This is a genomic window from Thermoplasma sp., from assembly GCF_023256435.1.
Classification (GTDB): domain Archaea; phylum Thermoplasmatota; class Thermoplasmata; order Thermoplasmatales; family Thermoplasmataceae; genus Thermoplasma.
In genome coordinates, this window is sequence record NZ_JAGDXM010000039.1 from 15,419 (window position 1) to 33,781 (window position 18,363).

15 protein-coding genes and 1 pseudogene are annotated in these 18,363 nt (G+C 44.9%); 5 read left to right on the forward strand and 11 right to left on the reverse strand.

Annotated elements, in window-relative coordinates:
* Nucleotides 1–108 precede the first annotated feature (108 nt).
* Nucleotides 109–1,179 carry a TrmB family transcriptional regulator gene (locus Q0C15_RS04975; RefSeq protein ID WP_297216976.1) on the forward strand — a complete coding sequence of 357 codons (1,071 nt, stop codon included), beginning with the start codon at nucleotides 109–111 and terminating at the stop codon, nucleotides 1,177–1,179.
* A 66-nt stretch (nucleotides 1,180–1,245) separates the two neighbouring features.
* Here Q0C15_RS04975 and Q0C15_RS04980 read toward each other — a convergent pair whose 3' ends face one another.
* The 7 genes from Q0C15_RS04980 to Q0C15_RS05010 all read right to left on the reverse strand — a co-directional run bounded on the left by Q0C15_RS04980 (nucleotide 1,246) and on the right by Q0C15_RS05010 (nucleotide 8,962).
* Nucleotides 1,246–1,572, reverse strand: coding sequence for a hypothetical protein (locus Q0C15_RS04980; RefSeq protein ID WP_297216978.1), 327 nt, complete (start codon nucleotides 1,570–1,572; stop codon nucleotides 1,246–1,248).
* A gap of 23 nt (nucleotides 1,573–1,595) precedes the next feature.
* A complete protein-coding gene (locus Q0C15_RS04985; RefSeq protein ID WP_297216980.1) occupies nucleotides 1,596–2,975 on the reverse strand; it encodes a hypothetical protein in 1,380 nt (459 codons plus the stop codon).
* Nucleotides 2,972–4,609, reverse strand: a complete 1,638-nt coding sequence (locus Q0C15_RS04990) for an amylo-alpha-1,6-glucosidase (RefSeq protein WP_297216982.1) — start codon at nucleotides 4,607–4,609, stop codon at nucleotides 2,972–2,974. Before Q0C15_RS04990 ends, Q0C15_RS04985 begins: the two co-directional genes overlap by 4 nt.
* A gap of 95 nt (nucleotides 4,610–4,704) precedes the next feature.
* On the reverse strand, nucleotides 4,705–5,823 hold the full coding sequence (locus Q0C15_RS04995; RefSeq protein WP_297216984.1) for an ABC transporter ATP-binding protein: 1,119 nt from the start codon (nucleotides 5,821–5,823) through the stop codon (nucleotides 4,705–4,707).
* Nucleotides 5,824–5,827: 4 nt separating this feature from the next.
* A complete protein-coding gene (locus tag Q0C15_RS05000; protein WP_297216985.1) occupies nucleotides 5,828–6,700 on the reverse strand; it encodes a carbohydrate ABC transporter permease in 873 nt (290 codons plus the stop codon).
* Nucleotide 6,701: 1 nt separating this feature from the next.
* Nucleotides 6,702–7,625, reverse strand: a complete 924-nt coding sequence (locus Q0C15_RS05005) for a carbohydrate ABC transporter permease (RefSeq protein WP_297216987.1) — start codon at nucleotides 7,623–7,625, stop codon at nucleotides 6,702–6,704.
* A gap of 14 nt (nucleotides 7,626–7,639) precedes the next feature.
* A complete protein-coding gene (locus Q0C15_RS05010; RefSeq protein ID WP_297216989.1) occupies nucleotides 7,640–8,962 on the reverse strand; it encodes an extracellular solute-binding protein in 1,323 nt (440 codons plus the stop codon).
* 173 nt (nucleotides 8,963–9,135) lie between these two features.
* Here Q0C15_RS05010 and Q0C15_RS05015 point away from each other — a divergent pair, with 173 nt between their 5' ends.
* Entirely contained in the window at nucleotides 9,136–10,083 is a 948-nt protein-coding gene (locus Q0C15_RS05015; RefSeq protein WP_297216991.1) for a carbon-nitrogen hydrolase family protein, read from the forward strand.
* Between the two features lie 5 nt (nucleotides 10,084–10,088).
* Nucleotides 10,089–11,660 carry a glycoside hydrolase family 125 protein gene (locus tag Q0C15_RS05020; RefSeq protein ID WP_297216993.1) on the forward strand — a complete coding sequence of 524 codons (1,572 nt, stop codon included), beginning with the start codon at nucleotides 10,089–10,091 and terminating at the stop codon, nucleotides 11,658–11,660.
* A 147-nt stretch (nucleotides 11,661–11,807) separates the two neighbouring features.
* On the opposite strand, the gene Q0C15_RS05025 is transcribed toward Q0C15_RS05020, so the two are convergent.
* From Q0C15_RS05025 to cpsA, 3 genes are all read right to left on the reverse strand, one after another.
* Complete coding sequence (locus tag Q0C15_RS05025; RefSeq protein WP_297216995.1) at nucleotides 11,808–13,118, reverse strand: MFS transporter; 1,311 nt, start codon at nucleotides 13,116–13,118, stop codon at nucleotides 11,808–11,810.
* A 107-nt stretch (nucleotides 13,119–13,225) separates the two neighbouring features.
* Complete coding sequence (locus Q0C15_RS05030; RefSeq protein ID WP_297216997.1) at nucleotides 13,226–14,152, reverse strand: CehA/McbA family metallohydrolase; 927 nt, start codon at nucleotides 14,150–14,152, stop codon at nucleotides 13,226–13,228.
* Nucleotides 14,149–15,339, reverse strand: a complete 1,191-nt coding sequence (gene cpsA, locus Q0C15_RS05035) for a carboxypeptidase CpsA (protein ID WP_297216999.1) — start codon at nucleotides 15,337–15,339, stop codon at nucleotides 14,149–14,151. The genes Q0C15_RS05030 and cpsA overlap by 4 nt, the downstream gene beginning before the upstream one ends.
* A gap of 209 nt (nucleotides 15,340–15,548) precedes the next feature.
* On the opposite strand from cpsA, the gene Q0C15_RS05040 reads away from it, so the two are divergent.
* A complete protein-coding gene (locus Q0C15_RS05040) occupies nucleotides 15,549–16,178 on the forward strand; it encodes a hypothetical protein (protein WP_297217001.1) in 630 nt (209 codons plus the stop codon).
* 37 nt (nucleotides 16,179–16,215) lie between these two features.
* On the opposite strand, the gene Q0C15_RS05045 is transcribed toward Q0C15_RS05040, so the two are convergent.
* Nucleotides 16,216–17,643, reverse strand: a complete 1,428-nt coding sequence (locus tag Q0C15_RS05045) for an APC family permease (RefSeq protein ID WP_297217004.1) — start codon at nucleotides 17,641–17,643, stop codon at nucleotides 16,216–16,218.
* A gap of 488 nt (nucleotides 17,644–18,131) precedes the next feature.
* On the opposite strand from Q0C15_RS05045, the pseudogene Q0C15_RS05050 reads away from it, so the two are divergent.
* A pseudogene (locus Q0C15_RS05050) lies at nucleotides 18,132–18,363 on the forward strand (hypothetical protein); the annotation flags it as partial.

Here is an 18,363-nt window from a genome sequence, read left to right on the forward strand (position 1 = left end):
CTACAGCTTCGTTCCCAATTTTTTTCTTCTTACCTCATTCTGTAGTATCTGCTATACAATCTGCTATTAGTATAAAATTATATCAAAACTTGTCATATCTGGAACGTCATGACGGACAACGAACTCGGAAGCAACCCAGATCATGCCAACATAATATCGATATTACAGGATCTGGGGCTCACAGAGAATGAATCGAGGGTCTATATACTGTTGCTGGAGTATGGTAGCATGGCCGCTCAGGATATACTCAGATATCTCCCGCTCAGACAGCCTCAACTGTACGATATCACGTCGAGTCTGGAGAGGAAAGGTTTCATAAACATACTGCTGGGCCGTCCGAAAAAATACGAAGCTGTCGATCCAGAGGCTGTCGTTGAAGCAAGGGAACAGATAATAAGCAGGAACAGAAGATATTTCCTCAACTGGGCCAACCGTGCAATGGAGACAAGGAGGGAGACCACAGCGCTGATCAATGCAAAGAACATCAGGAGTGTGATAAACAACTCCATAGAACTTATCAATGAGGCAAGCAAGACTCTGGAGATAGAGACGACATGGGAACTCTATGGATACCTAGGCAGCTCAATAGCAAGAAAAGTGAGGGAGGGATGTCGCGTTGAACTTCTCTTCTTCGGTGCAGATATCGATGAATCTGATCTTGAGAATGAATTCATGGATCTGGATATAGACATAAAATATGTTGCGCCTGGCCAGTTTTACACCGTAATATCAGATGAGAAGAACTCTGTTTTCATGCCGAGAAGCGTCGCAATGAACACGGAGATCGAAAGGTATGGATACGTGATAAGGGACAAGGACATGTCGTGGTTCATCACGCATAATTTCTTCGTGGGATGGTACCGCGGAGAGGAGATAAGGAATCACCCTGTTAAGCCTTCCTATACATATTATTCCCAGAGGGTGCTTGTGAATGATCTGAAGAGGCTGTTCAGGAGTGGTCAAAGGATGAAAGGCGTGCTTGATGGAACGTTCAGATCAACCGGTGATCATTTCAGGTCGGAGGGAGAGGTGATAGAGATAGATTCTGACACGGAGATCATCAACTTCACGTTTAAAACAGAGAAAGGGCAGTATAAGGTGGGCGGCTATGATTCACAGATAGAGGACATAGTGATGAAGTCGTTCACGGTTATGTCCATAGAGGACGCGAAACGATGAATTCGGCATTCGGATCATGGATACCTTCACTTGCTTGCTAGCCCCGTTTATGCTGGAAGCGGGCCTTTAGAATTTGAACAAGTACTCTCTTCCTTTGAACCTGAGATTCCTCAATTCTCCCGTTCCGATCAAGGCGTCAAACGATCGCCCCTCAGAGACGAGTTCATCGTTAGCTGCGTGTATTCCCAAAAGGCCTTCCACTATAGATTCAACGTATATTGCTGCTGACCAGGCCTGAAGATAGCAGCCCTGTGAATTGTTTGCGATCTCCGGGAAGGAGCATGGGGAGAAGGCACCGAAACTCGCATTCAGCTTCCTGAAGTATTCTGCTGCGTTCTCAACGTCCTTGTATTTGGCTGCCGCTATGGCAAACATTCCCGTATTTATTGGCATGGAGTTTCCGTGTTCGTCTACCGTTATACCCTATTCCCCTGAAAGCCGTTTGAGCCCCCTTCTTCAGATGTGAATTTTCTGTAAGTTTCGGCATCAGATAATCCGGCATAGAATGGTACGATCGATGTCCAGAAACCCATATCCATGGGTACACCATCCGCAATCCTGTTTGCATATGTATTTCGTTCTGGTAGCCAGAATGAATCAAGCATATTCTTAAGATCTTTTATCTTAGCATCGAGTTCGATATCGTCTGCGAACTCAGCTGCCGTTTCAGAGCCCTTATCTCTGAATTCTTTGAGTTTGGAGAGCGATAATAAGGCGAAGGTTATCGTATCAATATCTATACCCTGTCCAGCATTGGCATCTTCCATTATGCCTCTTCCACGATATCCAGATTCAAGAAGATATCTGATCGATAGATACGACGTTTCTATGAGATGGGTCGAACCTGCAAGATTACCCGACCATTCCACATATCTTAGGACAGAATATGGGAAAAGTGCGGTTTCTTCAAGATCCCCCTCGTTGTAAACCTTTCCGCTGGTTATGATCTCATGCGGTATACGACCAGACCTGCTGAATCTGGCGAGTACGTTGAGGGAACCATAAGCCAGATCGAAGAAACCCGCATCGATCATTCCATTCATTGATAGCAGTGTGTCTATACCGAAATACCATGGAAAATCAGGATGCCCACCGGTGATGCCGTATCCGATTCCAGGCACTATTAGCGAAAGTCTGATCATGTTTTCCTTGGCCATACAGAAATTTCTGGTTATATCTTCCTTGCTGGATCTGAGTTTAGAATATCTGTATATGTCAGCATATGAATTTATCTTAATGAAAGGTTTCTTTCCATGTACGGTACTACTGTATATTCTCAAAAGTGCATGTCTTCCTGTCCTGACGATCAATGTATTTCCGTTCAGCGTGAAGTCGTTCCGCGTGGATACTATGATTGAGCTTTCTGGAAACATGTGGCTATGCACAGACACTGATCGTTTTCTGACATCGATGGTTGTATCGTTGATACTGAACCAGATGGTCTCGGGGAGGAGATCTATGACAAGGTCGCGATCGGATCCGTCGTGGTTTTCAAGTGCAATGATGAAATCATGATCCCTGTTGAATCCTAGGGTCAGTGTCGATCCTTCATAGAAGAATTTTGCCGATCCGCTGTCTATCACGGTTTTTGATGGCGCAGAGATACCATCTGGCCCCCTGACATGAATATTCTTCAGCAATCGGACAGGCGGATACCAAAGCCCATTCATCTCACCCTTCTTGTGATATCCCATACTGTCTGGTATGAGATCGAGGTAGCTGATGAAGTATCCATAGGGACATGATATGGTGAATGGCCGATGATCAGCCTTCTCGACTCTGATCAGATCCTTCATCTGCTGGCACCCTCTGAGGTGGTCTGCGTTATCTCTGATGACCAGCCCTGCGCAAACTGTCCAGTGGGGGTTGGTGACATGGCGTCGTAGGTCTCATTTATTCTACCTGGATCTGCGGCTGAAAATGCCAGATCCACGAACGATCTCAGTTGTTCGAATGCCAGATCAGGAGCGCCATTGTTGTATGCGGCCATGACGAACCATCCGGTCATCAGGGGCCAGACGGTACCTGTATGGTATCCGCCATCATACATGGGATCGTAGACGGACATTGATCTGATGCCCCATGGCGTCATGACGCCGCGCGAAATGTCCAGTATCCTCTGCTTGACGGACTCATCCTTCATGAATATGCCTGGTACAAATTGCATGGCACTCCTTATTATATGCGATCTTTCGTCGACAAAATCCACAGGCTGTGCATCTGAGAAGAAGGTGGACATGTATCTGTCTCTGGCCTTTACATACTCTGTACCGCCGAATTTTTTTCCATACAGCCTGAGTACCTCCAGCCAGAGTGCGTTCACATCAACCGTTTTACCATTTCTGATGTTGGCCCACGTCTCAGGCCATCCTATCAGCCCACTCTTGAAGTCGTTCTCCAGCAGGCCGTCATTATCCACATCGCATGTCTTACAGAAGTCAAAAACTACTTTCGCGTCCTGCGATGAAAAGAACCTTCGGCTCCAGTTCTCAAGCGATGCGTTGACCATTAGCCAGAGCGGACTGCTGTCTATGGACATGTACATGGTGTTGAATCGAACATCACCTATGCTGTAGCCTTGATCGCCGCCATCTCCAAGCCCTATTTCGTGCGGAATCCTTCCATGATCGGAATATCTGAAGAGCGTGGACATGTGATTGGTCGTCAGATCCGATAGGCCAACCATATTCGCAGCTAGCGCCATCCAGAGGCCATCCCTGCCGAAGAACCATGAATACACCGGAAACCCTGCAAACCAACCGCTTCCCTTCTCGGTAATGGAATAGAACTCAAGGAGATCGTGCTTTGCCCAAAGGAAAAGTTTGTTGAATTTGGGATCCGGTGTTTCCAGCACAGCTATATCTGCAACTTGTTCATGGTACTTCAGCGTTTCATCCATATCTCCGCTGCCATCACTATCTGTGTCTGATATGATTATCTCAGCCTCAGTTAGGTCATGAAACGATACAAACACGGTATCATCTGACGCCGTTATTTCGATGCGATCAGGAGAATTTATTATGATCGATGTATGAGCGATATCGGACGAAACGGAAACTCGCTTATCATCAATGACAAAATCAAAGGTCTCCGCCGTCGATCTGGAAGGCCACGCTGCAGAGTGCCCTATCTGGAAGGAGAGCGATAGATCTTGTCTGTCGGAAGATAGCATCTGTATGTGCAGTGATCCATCCGCCTCGGATATGTAATCTATCCTTTCCATCCCATGATACTGCCTGTATATGTATCCGAGCCCTCTCACATATTTAGAAAAGATTGATGACAGCGGTTTCCCGTTCAGATACCCATCCATTGAAGCAATGTGGTTTAGACTCCCCTTCCAGTAACCTACCCTGGATCTGTGCATATCCGATCGAACGATGGTGCCGTTCAGATATGCTATGAAATGCGCCTTAGTTCCCTTGACCATGCTGTAATTATAGGACTGCAAGTATTCATGCGGGGGTAAAGACCCAGTGCCGCATGTCCCTGTAGTTATCTTCAATATTCAGGCCTCTGGCCTCCTCAATCAGCTTCCTTGATCTTTCTGGAAGTACCATAGTCAACCTCCCTTATCAGCGAACCGCTCATGCGATCGAACAGATACACTCTGCCTGGCTTTACTTCAATGTGAAACATTTCACCGTTCTTTAGATCTCTAAGCTCCGAAGATACCTCATCCTTTGGAATAACCGCTCTGATGGGCGTCTCTCCCATCTTAGCATGCACCTCGACGTTGAGTCCAGAATTTATGGAATAATCGAAAATTGCAGACAATCCGTCCTTTTCAGACATACCCAGTATCTCAGGTCTGAGGCCAATATACGCCTTGCCCTCAGGGACTATCTCATCAATATCGATGTATCCCGCATTGGAGATGCCTATCCTTGTCCCCTCGTCTTTATGCTCCAGATCACATTCCAATATATTCATAGGTGGGTTTCCGATGAATCCTGCGACGAATACGTTTGCAGGATGATCATAGAGATCGTCAGGAGTGCCCATCTGCATGATCCTTCCCTGGTTCAGGACCAGTATTCTGTCCGCAAGGGCCATGGCCTCATCCTGATCATGGCACACATAGATGATCGTCTTCTTGACCTTCTCGTGAAACGAACGAAGTTCACCCAGCATCTCGCGGCGTAGTTTTGCATCGAGGTTGGACAGCGGTTCGTCCATCAAAAATACTGATGGGTCTCTGACCATCGCTCTGGCTATCCCAACCCTCTGCTGTTCACCGCCGGAGAGCTGCCTTGGATATTTGTCAAGATGCTGACTTATGTGCAGGATCTTCGCAACTTCCTCCACCTTCTTCCTTATCTCTTCCTTTGGTACATGCTTTATCTTCAGATTGAGGGATATATTATCGAATACCTTCATGTGTGGATAGAGCGCGAAGTTCTGAAAGACCATGGCTATGTTGCGATCCGAAGGATACAGATCCGTTACGTCGCTGTCATCGATGTATATTCGCCCAGAATCCACAGGTATCAGACCGGCTATGCTCCTCAGTAGAGTGGTCTTTCCGCTTCCGGACGATCCAAGGATAACGAAGAATTCGCCGTCATCAACTTTGAGATTGAAATTGCTCAATATCTCTTTATCCCCATATCTTACGCTTAGATTCTGAATTATGACGCTCATAAATTCACCTGTAATAATTCATAGATATGCCACTTATGAAGTACTTCTCGAATACGATGAATATTACTATGGTAGGTATCATCGTCAGAATGTTTACGGTCATCATCTGGTTCCAGTATATCTGCGTTCCATTGGCACCTTTGAAAAAGTTGAGAACCAGAGGTAGCGTGAACATGTTGAGGCTGTGAACCTCCATGAGAGGCCACAGGAAATTATTCCATGATCCTATGAACGAGAATATGGTTGCTGCCGCTATTGCCGGTTTTGCCATTGGCGCGCTCACCCTGAAGAATATCTGCCATGGCCTCATGCCGTCGATCTTAGCAGCCAGCTCCACCTCCTCCGGTATGGTGAGGAAGTACTGCCTCATTATGAAGACATCCAGAGCAGAGGCAATCTGCGGAAGTATCAGGCCCTGATACGTGCTGAGCCAGTTCAGGTCAAGCATGAACACGTAGGACGCAATGGATATAACTGGGAACGGAATCATCAGTGTAGCCAAGACTGCATAGAATAGATAATCCCTCCCAGGAAATCTTAGCCTCGCAAAGGCATATCCGGCAAGCATTCCCACGAATACGCTTCCGGCAACAACGCATATGGAAACGAAGACGCTGTTGAAATACCACAGCGGGAAGTCGCCGAATCCCCACACTGTTCTGAGATTTGTTATGAAATACGATATGCTCGTCTGGCTGAGTGGATCCATATTGGGTGGGAAATTGGCGAAAATGCTGTTTCTGAATGCCTTTATCACTGTCCAGTAAAAGGGAACAAGGTAGACAATGGCAAGAATTATGGAAATAGCGTATATAAGATAGGTCTTTGCAGCTTCACCAACGTTAATATTCTTTTTTATTCGTCCGCTTTTGAACACATCACCACCTCCTCTCAGTTATTACTTTTCTCTGCGTGATCGTCAGCACAAGTATGATCACGAAAAGGACAAACGACGCGGCAGCTGCGAGCCCTATGTCGCCTATGTAAACGAAGGTTCTGTTGTATATGTACATGAGCGGCACGTAGGTTGCCCTGGCGGGTCCGCCATCCGTTATAACGTATATCTGATCGAAGAGCTGCATCGCCCCGGTCAGCCCAAGGATCACCACAAGTATGGTGGAAAATCTCATCAATGGGAAGTATATGTATCTGAACCTCCTGAGTCCTGACTTGAGGCCGTCTATCTTGGCCGCGTCCATGACCTCCTGCGGTATGGACTGCAGTCCTGCAGAGTATACGATCATGAAATAGGGTGCGGTTGTGAATATATTCATGGCCATTATAGCCGGAAATGCATATCTAGTGCTGAAGAGCCAGTTATGCGGAGGGATTCCAAAGAACGATAATATGTAATTGACAAGCCCAGTGTTGGAGAATACCCATATGAATATGATCGACATTGATACCGGCGAAACGACGGCCGGTATGAACACTATGGCTCTTGCGATTCTGCTTATCCTCGAAGCCGTATTGAACAGGAGGGCATAACCGAAGGCCAAGAAGGTCTGAATCGTTACGACCACTGCGGTGTATATCAGGACATTTATCAATGCGATCAAAAAGGCTGGATCTTTTACTACGTTAACGTAATTGCTGATGCCAACAAAATATATGCTGTGGAAGAACGGATCATAATGAAACAGGCTTATGACAAAAGAATATATCGCCGGAAAAAAGGTGAAGACCGTTATGAAGATCATGAGCGGGATCACGAATATGATCCCGGTGACCTTCTCCGGATCCTTACGTTTTTTCCCCTCTCTCACTTTTATGTTTTCCTTATTGTATATATTTGATTCCACAGACCTCACCGGGGTCAGAGTGTGGAAGTACCTTTAAGGTTTGTGTTCGTTTCATTTATGATCTCATCGTATGCCTGGTCCGGTGTGATCTTCCCTGCAAATAGATCCACTATTATGCTGTGTGCAGCACTCTCAGTGGCCTGGAAATTGGTTGTGTTGTAGTTCCATCCGTACGCATGCGGGAACTGTTCTCCGGCGAAGCTCTGTATTGGGAAGTTCGTCTTGTACCAGCTGCTCTCGAGTATCGCGGTTCTTGAAGGCAGAGCCAGGCCCTTGGATACCCACTGCTTCTCTCCAGATGGTCCTGTGAAGAACATGACGAACTGCTCAGCAGCCCATGTCTGAGCTGGTGTCAGATGGCTGTTGATCGCTAGGCCCACGTTGAACATCATGGTTGCATTCTGGACATCGTAAGGCATGAAGGCGTATCCGATCGCCGAGGTATCGTTCTTGAAATAGGAGCCGTTTGCAAACAGTACAGGTACAGTCCATGTGCCTGTTACGACCATACCTACCTTTCCTGACGCGAAATCACCACCGTTCCATCCAGCGCTCAGGTTAGAGTTGAGACCGGCCAGTCCACTGGAGTACAGTCCATACCAGAAGTTGATCGCTGTCTTCAGGCCGGCGCTGTTGGGCGAAGCTCCGGTGCCTGTCTGGTTTATCCATTGCCCACCGGCCTCATGCATGAACGCCAGTATCCTTGCGAACTGTGGGCCGACAACCATTGGGTAGTACCCGCTTCCACCATTAGGTAGCTTGCTCTCGTTCTGCTTAAGCATGACCAGCGTGTGCTGTAAAGCTGTCCAGTTCCATGCACTGTAATTGGTGGGATACGGGACATGTTCCGCATTGAATATGTTCTTGTTAAACAGGACGAAGAGTGGGCTCCAGTCCTTCGGTGCAGCGTAGAGCTGGTTATGCTGCATGAATGTATCTAGTATCTGTGGGGCGAAGCCGGTCAGATTGTAGGTAGTGTTGGAGGTCAGTACGGGCGTGAGATTCAGCAGATAGCCTCCCTTGACGAATTCAGGCAGAACATCATTCTCCATATAGAACACTGCAGGTCCGGAATTGGATGCGAGTTCAGTCTCCAGTGTTCCATAATAATTGCTCGTTATCGGCACGAATTTGACGGAGATATTCGAATGCATGGCATTGAATTCATTCACCATTTGCACATCGAATGTGTACTCCTCACCGCTAGAGACCCAGCCAGAAAAGACAATGGACGTTTTCGCCGGTCCAGAAGTAAGATTATGATACTCTATGCCTCCAGCTATAGCAGCTATTGCGACCACAACAACAATGATTGCTATTATTGCTTTCTTCTCCATTTTACAGTCTCCAACAGTTATATACTAACTGTTATTAGTATATCATAAATCACATACTTAAACCTTGTCAATTATATATATCAATACAGATCATATATAACGAATCTTAAAATCTGATGTCTATGCTTGGAAAAGCAAGAATAAAATTAAGCTAGGTATTTCAATATATTATCATGCGTATTCTTGCAGTACAGCTCAAGATAGGATCAAGAGACCTGAATCTGAACACATACAGGTACCATATTGAGGATATTTTCAGGCGTTCTCAACCGGGCGATTTCCTGATCTTTCCTGAAGAGACAGGGCTACCCATGTCACTGGGGCATGTAATTGATAAGTTTGGAATAGAGATCGATGAAACTGCTGATGGTGGAGAATTTCCGAAGTCATCGGATGCAGGAACATTCAGATCCATATTTCTATCAGTCGGTGAGGAAACAAGGAATAGCTTTCTATCTTTCTTCTCCGAGATGTCAAGAAAGTATCAGGTCTATGCTTTGGCCTGCGGGAATATTCCTGAGGAAACAGAAACACCGCGTATATACAACACGGCATACGTCTTCGATACGATGGGAAACGTCGTATTTAAACAGAGGAAGGTCTATCTTACCGATCTGGAAAGGAATATAGGCATAGATTCCGGATCGATGGACGATGTCAGGCCGTTCCAGCTTGAGGGGATAAAATTCGGAATTGCCATAAGCCTGGACGCTTTCATGCCAGATTATATTTCAAGACTATATGAGAGCAGGGTTATACTGCAGCCGGACGCTAATGATGTAAAATGGAACTCATTCCTTGAAAATGGCAGATGGCAGCCAGAGGAATGGATGGATTCTTCATACTATATTGCACAGAGGATCCCGGGAGTGGATTATGCAGTCAATCCCATGATGATCGGAGGCTTCATGGGAATAAACTTCGAGGGAGAATCGGCCATAATCAAGAAGGCTATGGGAACAGATGAACGCCTCTCCTATGTGGGGAATGTACCGACCACCGGTTTCCAGGATATGATAGCTCCAGAAGGCTTTGATCCGCATGAATTTCAAAGAAGAGAGGATCTGGTTGGTCTCGATCTAAAATTACCAGAGGGTGTAATCAGCGTGGATATCAGGTGATACGATTGGAAGAAAAGCATTCCCAGCCCATCATAACGTCTCCGCAGATATCTCAAAGGAAGGATCTTTCAGTTGGTGGAAATTATTATTTTTCATTGATCTTCGACGGAGGTAAGCTGAAAATATGTTTTCCGATCTGCACGGCTTCTATCCTGCACTGTTTCGTTATATCAGGGATATTCAGTGAGACGGAGGGTATTGAGCCGGGCTGGATAAGCAATCATCACTTCTCGAATGGTATCGAGATCGTGATACCACCTGATAGACCAGGACTCTTCATATCAAGGAAGGGGAGGTTTGAAGTTACTTCATCAGACTCAACGATATTCTGGCCCATATCGCATGCTGTCAGATCAATGAGATCACCCTGGAGCAGCAATCCAGTATACTTTTCGGAGGTTTCTGGAAAATTGCCAGCTATCGCATTTAGTGAGGTTGATGATGGTACAATAATTACGGTGGGAGATACGCCAGACAGAGCGATTCTCTCCGGCATTTCCTTAAGGAGGATTGGTATGGTCACACTTAGGTCGGAGGCCGATAATTTCCTCCTTAAATTTGATTCGCTTCATGGAAATAGCAGACTAATCTCGAATGCAATGCTCTCCATCTTTCTCTCGAATTCTCGGTGTATCGATGCGCAAGAGAACTGTATAATGGCGTCCAAAAGTCCATATTATTATGTTTCCGCGGGATACTGGGCCCGTGACTTCATATTCTGGGTTCTTCCGGTGATCGAGCGATTCGATGAGGATCGGGCGAGAGAGCTTATCGATGATCTGTTGAAGAAATATTGGAGAAACAGAGGTATCCATGCTTTATATCTCGATGGTCGTATACTGTATGATGGATTCGAGCTGGATCAGCTTGCTTATCATTTTTTGCTTCTGGCGCACGCCATAAAATATGGAGTTCTATCGGATTCTAGAGCTGCTTCCCTTTCTAAGGAACTGCTTGCCGACCTGAGTCATTTCAAAAACGACAAATTCAATCTCTACTCGACCGTCTTAAACAGCTCTGACGATCCGGTTGAATACCCATATGTGACCTACAACAATGTTGCGCTATGGTATTCCATGAGATATTTAGCTGGCTATCTGAAGGGTGCTATTTCTGAACGCCTTATAGATCTCGCTGAATATATAAGGAGAGACATAATGATCAATATGATAAAGGAAGGTCAGTTTGTGTATTCGACAGATCTGGCTGGAAAATATAATTTTTATGATGATCCAACCGGTTCAATACTGCTGTTCCCGTATTTTGGTTTTTCCGAGTCTCATGATCCTGTATTCAGGAAAACAGCGAACTGGATAATGTCTGAGAAGAATCCTTATTACATCCAGGGAAGATATGGTGGTTTGGGAAATATGCACGTCGATCATCCATGGCTTCATCATCATTATTCCATGATACTGTCTTCGCTCTCTGATGCCAGGATCCTTGAAAGCCTTCCCATGGATCATGGACTTGCCTGTGAAACCATTGATGAAAATGACGGTGGATGTCTCACAGGCATTCATTTTCCTGGCAGTTCAGGAATGTATGTTCAGGCCTCGCTTAAGGCTAAGACCTGATCTATGCGGAAGATCAGGATATCTAACCGATCCGAATCCACCGTCCTAGGCTATCTATCGGATGCGTATTTGTATATCTTTAATGGACATGCATTTCCACGCGGATCTATTTTATAAAGGTATACAGTGCCTGTGGAACGGTGATATTCATGAGCGCTGCATCTTCTTTATGTTCTCCTTTAATGGCACCCTTATGAATAACAGTGATGTTAATATAATGGTGAGGCCTCCAATGAGCGCCAGAGATCTTATGTAAACTTCGTTGTTGGTTGGTAGGTAGAGATATGATATCCATGCGCCAAGCACATACCCAGACAAACCGGATGGTATTCTCTCGAGAAGACCCTGGATACCAAAGTACATACCCTCCCTTCTGTATCCCGTCGTTAGTTCGTCTTCATCGATTATTTCAGATACGATTGCATTTGGCAATATGAAATATGACGTCAATCCAATGCCGGCTAAAATCATTATCGCTATCATCTGAATGATGCGTGTGCCAAACGGAATTATCCCGACGAAAAACGCGGAGACGAGAACTATACCTAGGATGGCGGTGAACAGGATGAAGGCAGATTTTTCACCATGTTTTCTGGAATAAAAGACAAGCAATGGAGAAAACGCAATGGTTGAAAGAACAGCAATTAGGGTGAGTAGGCCGATGTATGCTTCATAATGCACGTTACCTGGGAGTACGACGTTCTCTATGAAATAGCCTAGAGAGGAGAGAAAGAAGTAGAAGCCAAACTGAAAGAAAAGGTATGATAGGATATATCTGTCGAACGTTCTATTTTTGAAAGTCTGGATTATTGCCTCCTTTATGGTGTACTCCTCAGGGATTCTTTTCACTTCTGGATTTTCCTTGATGGATAGAAATACGATCAGAAATGATAACATTGTCAGAATGGCTACGATGAGTCCTATGTATGAAAAGGGCACGTTCAGCGTGAGCAATATTGATGGAAGCAGAGAAGCCAAAATTATCCCCACTATGGAAAAATATGAAGCAATTGTTGTGAGAATGACCCTATCTTTTGACGTCACGGATATCTCTGGAATAAGGGAAAGATAAGGCAATACGACATATGCATAAAGGAAATTGAAGCCGATCAGGTATAATGCCAGGAGTATACCCATCGTGACGCCGCTCAAAAACGGAAACCATATGAGCCCATAAAAAAGAGCTATAGGGAAAAGTCCGGTCAGGAGAAAGAATCTTCGCCTTCCGAGTCTGCTTGTGCTCTTATCGCTCCATTGACCTATGAACGGGTTCGCAAAGGCCTGCACGAGTGTACCTACAAGGACGGCTACGCCTATAATATACGAATCGACGATCACTCTACCGTGCAGAGGTGCATAAAAAACAAATATGTACGTTGAAAGGAAGAATGCGGGCATCGTGACTCCGATCTGCCCAAAGCCATAAAGTATCTTCTTGTTTATGGGTAGCCCGTCCATGCAATTAATAGGATTACCATGGCTAAAATCTTTGCTTTAAATATGAGGGTGTTATTGATAAGATCTGATAGTGCATCACTATGGTGCCGAACTTCATGATGGATAATTTAGAGAAATACCGCATTGGTAAAGCTGGTAGGTAAATTTCCATCCCAGAGCTCCATCCTCACGAATGCATCCTTATAATTTTCGATTTTTCCTTCGGGCTCTGGGTTAATCATCTCCTCGGCTGAATCGCCATGAATGATCCTGAGACGAAGACCGGATCTGTAATTTATTATGTGATATTCCAGTTCCTTCGAAAGGAAAACTGTCGGCGAATCTCTTGACCAAGCAAGCGAATACTGACCTTCATCAAGTTTGCCTATTAGTTCAGTTGTCTTCACTTTTTCCCTAAAGACTATAAGGTTTCTATCTATTCTGAAAAGTCCTTTAACATGAAAGTCCGATCCGGCCATGGCGCGAATATGAAGCCCAGCGATCAGAAGATCCTGCCAGGCTTTCAATGCCCGATCATTTTCTTCATTCCACGGGCCATTCCAGATTTCAACTGCGTCTGCATTTTCATATGACTCTGACCCCCACATCCAACAATCGCTCTTGAATGGATGATTAATCGTTACAAACGCGCCCTCACCATGGGCTATCCTCACAGCCTCGAAGAAGGTTCTGGGTTCTTTTAGAGTATATCTCTTGAAATATCCTGCTTCCGGAGCTATGGGTTCGTGTATGCCTATTATATTCGCATGCCCCCTGAAATTTCCCCATTCTTCGCCAGGTATTACGTGTTCCAAAAGATCTTCCGATAGCTCTGGGACTGTATTGTGATCCGTTATAGCAACTATATCTATACCAGCCCTCATTGCCAGATGTGCGATCTGTTTCGGTGTCAGCATTGCCCTCTTCATTACCAGTCTTTCCAATGGCCATATGAAAGGATGAAATGCTCCTTCCCCGCTAAGGGGATTGATGGAAAATTTGGAATGCGCATGCATCTGCACATAGGTCAATGCAGATGCATTCGGTTCTTTCATTTCTTTCCCGCAAAATGCATGGCCACTAGGACATGGGACAGTGCTCCATATTTCAGATAGTCCTCATCCACAGTGAATCTTGGGCTGTGATTCGGGTAAATTATGCCCTTCTTCTCATTCCTTGTTCCAAGGAAGTAATAGGTGCCAGGCGCCTTCTGCAGGAATCTTGAAACATCCTCGCCTCCCATGAGCGGTTCAGTTTCTATGACCTTCATTCCCTTTATACTTTCAAGGACGCTCCTGACCTCTTCTGTTATCTTTGGATCGTTATAAGTCACCGGATAGGCGTTTTCTATAAATTCTGTTTCGGCTCTGGCACCGAATGCTTCTGCCACGCCAGCGGCAGTATCTCCTATCTTCTTCTTTATGAAGGCGCGAAGATCCTCATCAAGGGTGCGCAGAGTACCGAGCATCTCCAGATTATCCGGTATGATGTTGTCCTTTGTTCCTGAATGGACTGAACAGACCGATATCGTGACTGGTTTTCTCTGGTCTATGAATCTGGATCTTACGCCGTAGAGTGCATTGATTATGTTGGATCCGATGTATATGGGATCGATAGCGTCTGCAGGCGCGGATCCATGGCCGCCCTTTCCGCGCACCGTTATCTTGAATCCATCTGGTGCTGCCATTATTGCACCGCCCCTGATGGCAAAGGTACCTGCTGGAAAATCTCCTAGGACATGAAGACCGAATACATGATCGACATGGGGGTTTTCGAGTGCGCCGTCCTCGATCATAGGCAGCGCTCCACCTCTTCCACCATCCTCTTCGGCTGGCTGAAACAGGAATTTTACGTTTCCATCAAGTTCGTCCCTGTGCTTGGAAAGAATGTAGGCAGCGGCCAACAGCATTGCCGTATGAGAATCATGGCCGCAGGCGTGCATGACGCCCTTATTCTTGGAGGCAAATGGCAGGCCAGTCTGCTCTTCTACAGGCAGGGCATCCATATCCGCTCTCAGCCCTATGGTCATTCTACCAGTCTTTCCTCTTATAAGACCAACAACACCAGTACCTCCAACATGCTCTCTGACCTCCAATCCAAAGGATCTAAGCTTGTCAGCCACATACTTGGCCGTGTTGACCTCCTGATATGATAGTTCTGGATTCTCGTGCAGATAGCGTCTCATCTTTATGAGTTCTTCATTGTATTCTTCCATCTCCTTTCTGAGAACTTCTATGTTCATAGATATATTATACGTATGGAGTTTTTAAATTATTTGAATGTCCATCGTACGTTATGTCAATCTGTAAAGTCAAAATATAAGACGACGCTGCGTCGATATGCTATTATGCATAGAACCACCTAGAATTTTCATAATCATAAATATGAGCTTATGTCATTTTGAATCTTTATGAAGAGATAATGTTTTATTCATGATAGTTATTCTTATCTATGGCAAATGAAATGGCTTCATCCAGAGCGTCTCTGGAGCAGGAAGTGTATCTGCGGTCATTGACGGGAAGGCTCGTGGGGATCTATGAGTTTCAGGGATTCAGGAAGGTGGCGATAATAAGCTATCCAGACAGAATATGCGAATCGATATCTACGGCTGCGGCTGTAGCTTTCTTCGATAAATATGGATACGAGGAAGGCAAGATCTCAATATTTGACTATGGCGATGATATCGAGAAGACTGCCAGATCCATCGTAGATAAAGGATTCGACGCAGTTTATACCGCGTTCGGCGGTGAGCAGAAGATGAGCGATGTTAGCAGCATGTTCAACAAGACTATCGCTGCACTAAAATCCGCTGGATACAAAAAGGCGCTGCTCATCCATGTGCGGGCTTGGCTTGCAACGAAACAGCTGTCAGCGCTGATATCAGACAGATCAATGAAGGAATATCTGAGATCTCTTTCCGAGATAAGGCTATTCACAGCGGATCCTGCCAGTAGAAAATTCTTTTTCCATAAGGTCAGGATAAACGAAGATGGTTCCATAAAACTGGAAAAATATGCAGAGGAAGAAATAACACAGGAGCATGCGAATCTTCTAAAGATCTCATTACCGCCACCGGAATGAATTAATATTGATTGAAAAAATTTTTTGATATTATTTTTCAAGCTTCGGTCGCATGAGGCGATACATCTTGCATATACATTGCGATTTTGTCAGGGTGTATTTTCATCTCCACAAATGTCATAACTGCTGAAATGGGTATCCAGGCTATGCCAACATAGGCAGCGATATTGAATGGATAAGAGGGCGGTGCAGGATACATCGTGAAGAACATGACCGCAATCAGCACACCTATGGCTATCGCTGGAAATATCAGGTGCTGGAACAGGTGAAAATCTTTCATCTTCTTTGCATAGAATGGAAGCCCTATGGACGCCACTATGTGCTCAGTATAAGCCGAATAGCCATTAGCGAACAGCATCACCAAGCCTCCGATTACAGGCCCGAAAAGCGCGCCGAAAATTATGGCAAGGACAAGCGATAAGCCGAATACGAACATGGCCGAAACCGACGGAGATCCGTATTTGCTGTGTACCTTTGACATGGATTTAGGCAGAAAGAGGAGTCCGGATTTCGCAAAGCTGTAATATATCCTCGAGTTTGCGTTGCTTACTGAGACGTTGTATCCCATAAAACTGTTAATGGTTACGATTATGAGCAGTATGTAAAGGATGTAGCTTGCCTTTTTGAAGAGCATTATCCCCGGATCTGGAGCGGATGCGAAGTTTGCCATGTTTGCAGGCCCATATCCGATTGTGAACGCGTATGAAACCAATATGAGCGTTATGCCCGCGACTATGACCGTAGAAATTAGGGCTTTCCTGACAGCAACATGTGAATTTTTAGTTTCCTCAGCAAGGGACGTAATTGAAAGCGTAGTTCCAAAGAATAGAACGACGGAATATATCATTGAATAGAATAGCTGTGAGAGGCCTCCAGGAAGATACTTGGTCGTGAAAACTGCCAAGGTGTTAGCATGACCGGCAGATACTATGATGGCTATAGATCCAGCTATTAGCACGGATATCTCGATTAATCCACCTAAGATTTGGTAATCCGTTGCTACCTTGATGCCAAAGTATGTAAATAGGAACGCGATCAGAGCAGCGACAACTGAAATGCTTATCCATACCCATGCACCGCTAAGCGATGGATTGATGAGACTGATAAAGGAAGCGAGGCCGAGAAATCCAAAGCTAGCATATCCAAGTATTGAATAGAAGAACATGTTCCATGCCTGAAACACACCCGCAGTCTTTCCAAGAGATTTATATGTAAAGGTAAAATATGATCCGGCGGATGAAATATACTTCGAGAACTGATACCCTGTGTTCATTATGAAGAGGTAGAAGATAATGCCCAGCAGGATCGAGAGCGGAGTTGCACCAAGAGCAAACAGAGCGACACCGGTGAGCAAATATGCGGCATCTGCGGCGATCGATAGAGTTCCCATGGCCTGCCATATCAGTCTGAACTCGCCTATTACATTCTTTTTTAGAGTTGTGCTCGAATTGTCAGATATTTGCATGCGGGAGAAACAATTATTTTATTAATTAAGATTTTCATTAATTATTGTAGATTAATATGCAAATATTTGATATCTTTCGTCTTAACATAATATTATATGAACAAACATCAGAAATGAGTCTTAACCACATGTGACTTCAATATTAAAAAATATTTATGATGCACCAATATGCCCGAACGTCGATCGAGTGGATAAAGGTCAATTGAAGATGGCTGGAAACTGATCCAGATCCATGAATATTTTCGTTTCCGATTTTTTGTAATATTGATCTTGAGTAAATCGATATTCTCAAAGATTCCTGCCGATGCAATAAATGCTAATGATGATGAGACTTCTCTTCATTTTGTGTAATGTTCGAAACAAATTTTACGGGACATATGACGTTATGGATTGATCTATCTGAGTAATTATTGTTTCGAAATATATTTAAAAGGTTAGGAAAGGAATTTAAATAATTCTGATTTCATATTCATGAGGATGGTGATCGGATGCATAATAATTCGGAGAATGAGAATCAACTGAGCAAGGGAAGCATAGGTTTACTTGGGCTAGTGATGATATCTATGGCCGGCGTTTTGGCTATAATAGGCCCAATGGAGGTGTCATCGTTCATTGGCAGTGCAGGACCTGCTGCTATGTGGCCTGTTATTCTTGGCTTTATCCTATTCCTAATTGTCTCATTGCCCATTCTTGAATATACAAAGATTGTTGGATTTGCTG

Excerpts from the sequence above, each read along its gene's own strand:
- Q0C15_RS04975 (WP_297216976.1), top strand. The coding sequence starts at position 109 with ATGACGGACAACGAACTCGGAAGCAACCCAGATCATGCCAACATAATA.
- Q0C15_RS04980 (WP_297216978.1), bottom strand. The coding sequence starts at position 1,572 with ATGCCAATAAATACGGGAATGTTTGCCATAGCGGCAGCCAAATACAAG.
- Q0C15_RS04985 (WP_297216980.1), bottom strand. The coding sequence starts at position 2,975 with ATGAAGGATCTGATCAGAGTCGAGAAGGCTGATCATCGGCCATTCACC.
- Q0C15_RS04990 (WP_297216982.1), bottom strand. The coding sequence starts at position 4,609 with ATGGTCAAGGGAACTAAGGCGCATTTCATAGCATATCTGAACGGCACC.
- Q0C15_RS04995 (WP_297216984.1), bottom strand. The coding sequence starts at position 5,823 with ATGAGCGTCATAATTCAGAATCTAAGCGTAAGATATGGGGATAAAGAG.
- Q0C15_RS05010 (WP_297216989.1), bottom strand. The coding sequence starts at position 8,962 with ATGGAGAAGAAAGCAATAATAGCAATCATTGTTGTTGTGGTCGCAATA.
- Q0C15_RS05015 (WP_297216991.1), top strand. The coding sequence starts at position 9,136 with ATGCGTATTCTTGCAGTACAGCTCAAGATAGGATCAAGAGACCTGAAT.
- Q0C15_RS05025 (WP_297216995.1), bottom strand. The coding sequence starts at position 13,118 with ATGGACGGGCTACCCATAAACAAGAAGATACTTTATGGCTTTGGGCAG.
- Q0C15_RS05030 (WP_297216997.1), bottom strand. The coding sequence starts at position 14,152 with ATGAAAGAACCGAATGCATCTGCATTGACCTATGTGCAGATGCATGCG.
- cpsA (WP_297216999.1), bottom strand. The coding sequence starts at position 15,339 with ATGAACATAGAAGTTCTCAGAAAGGAGATGGAAGAATACAATGAAGAA.
- Q0C15_RS05040 (WP_297217001.1), top strand. The coding sequence starts at position 15,549 with ATGGCAAATGAAATGGCTTCATCCAGAGCGTCTCTGGAGCAGGAAGTG.
- Q0C15_RS05045 (WP_297217004.1), bottom strand. The coding sequence starts at position 17,643 with ATGCAAATATCTGACAATTCGAGCACAACTCTAAAAAAGAATGTAATA.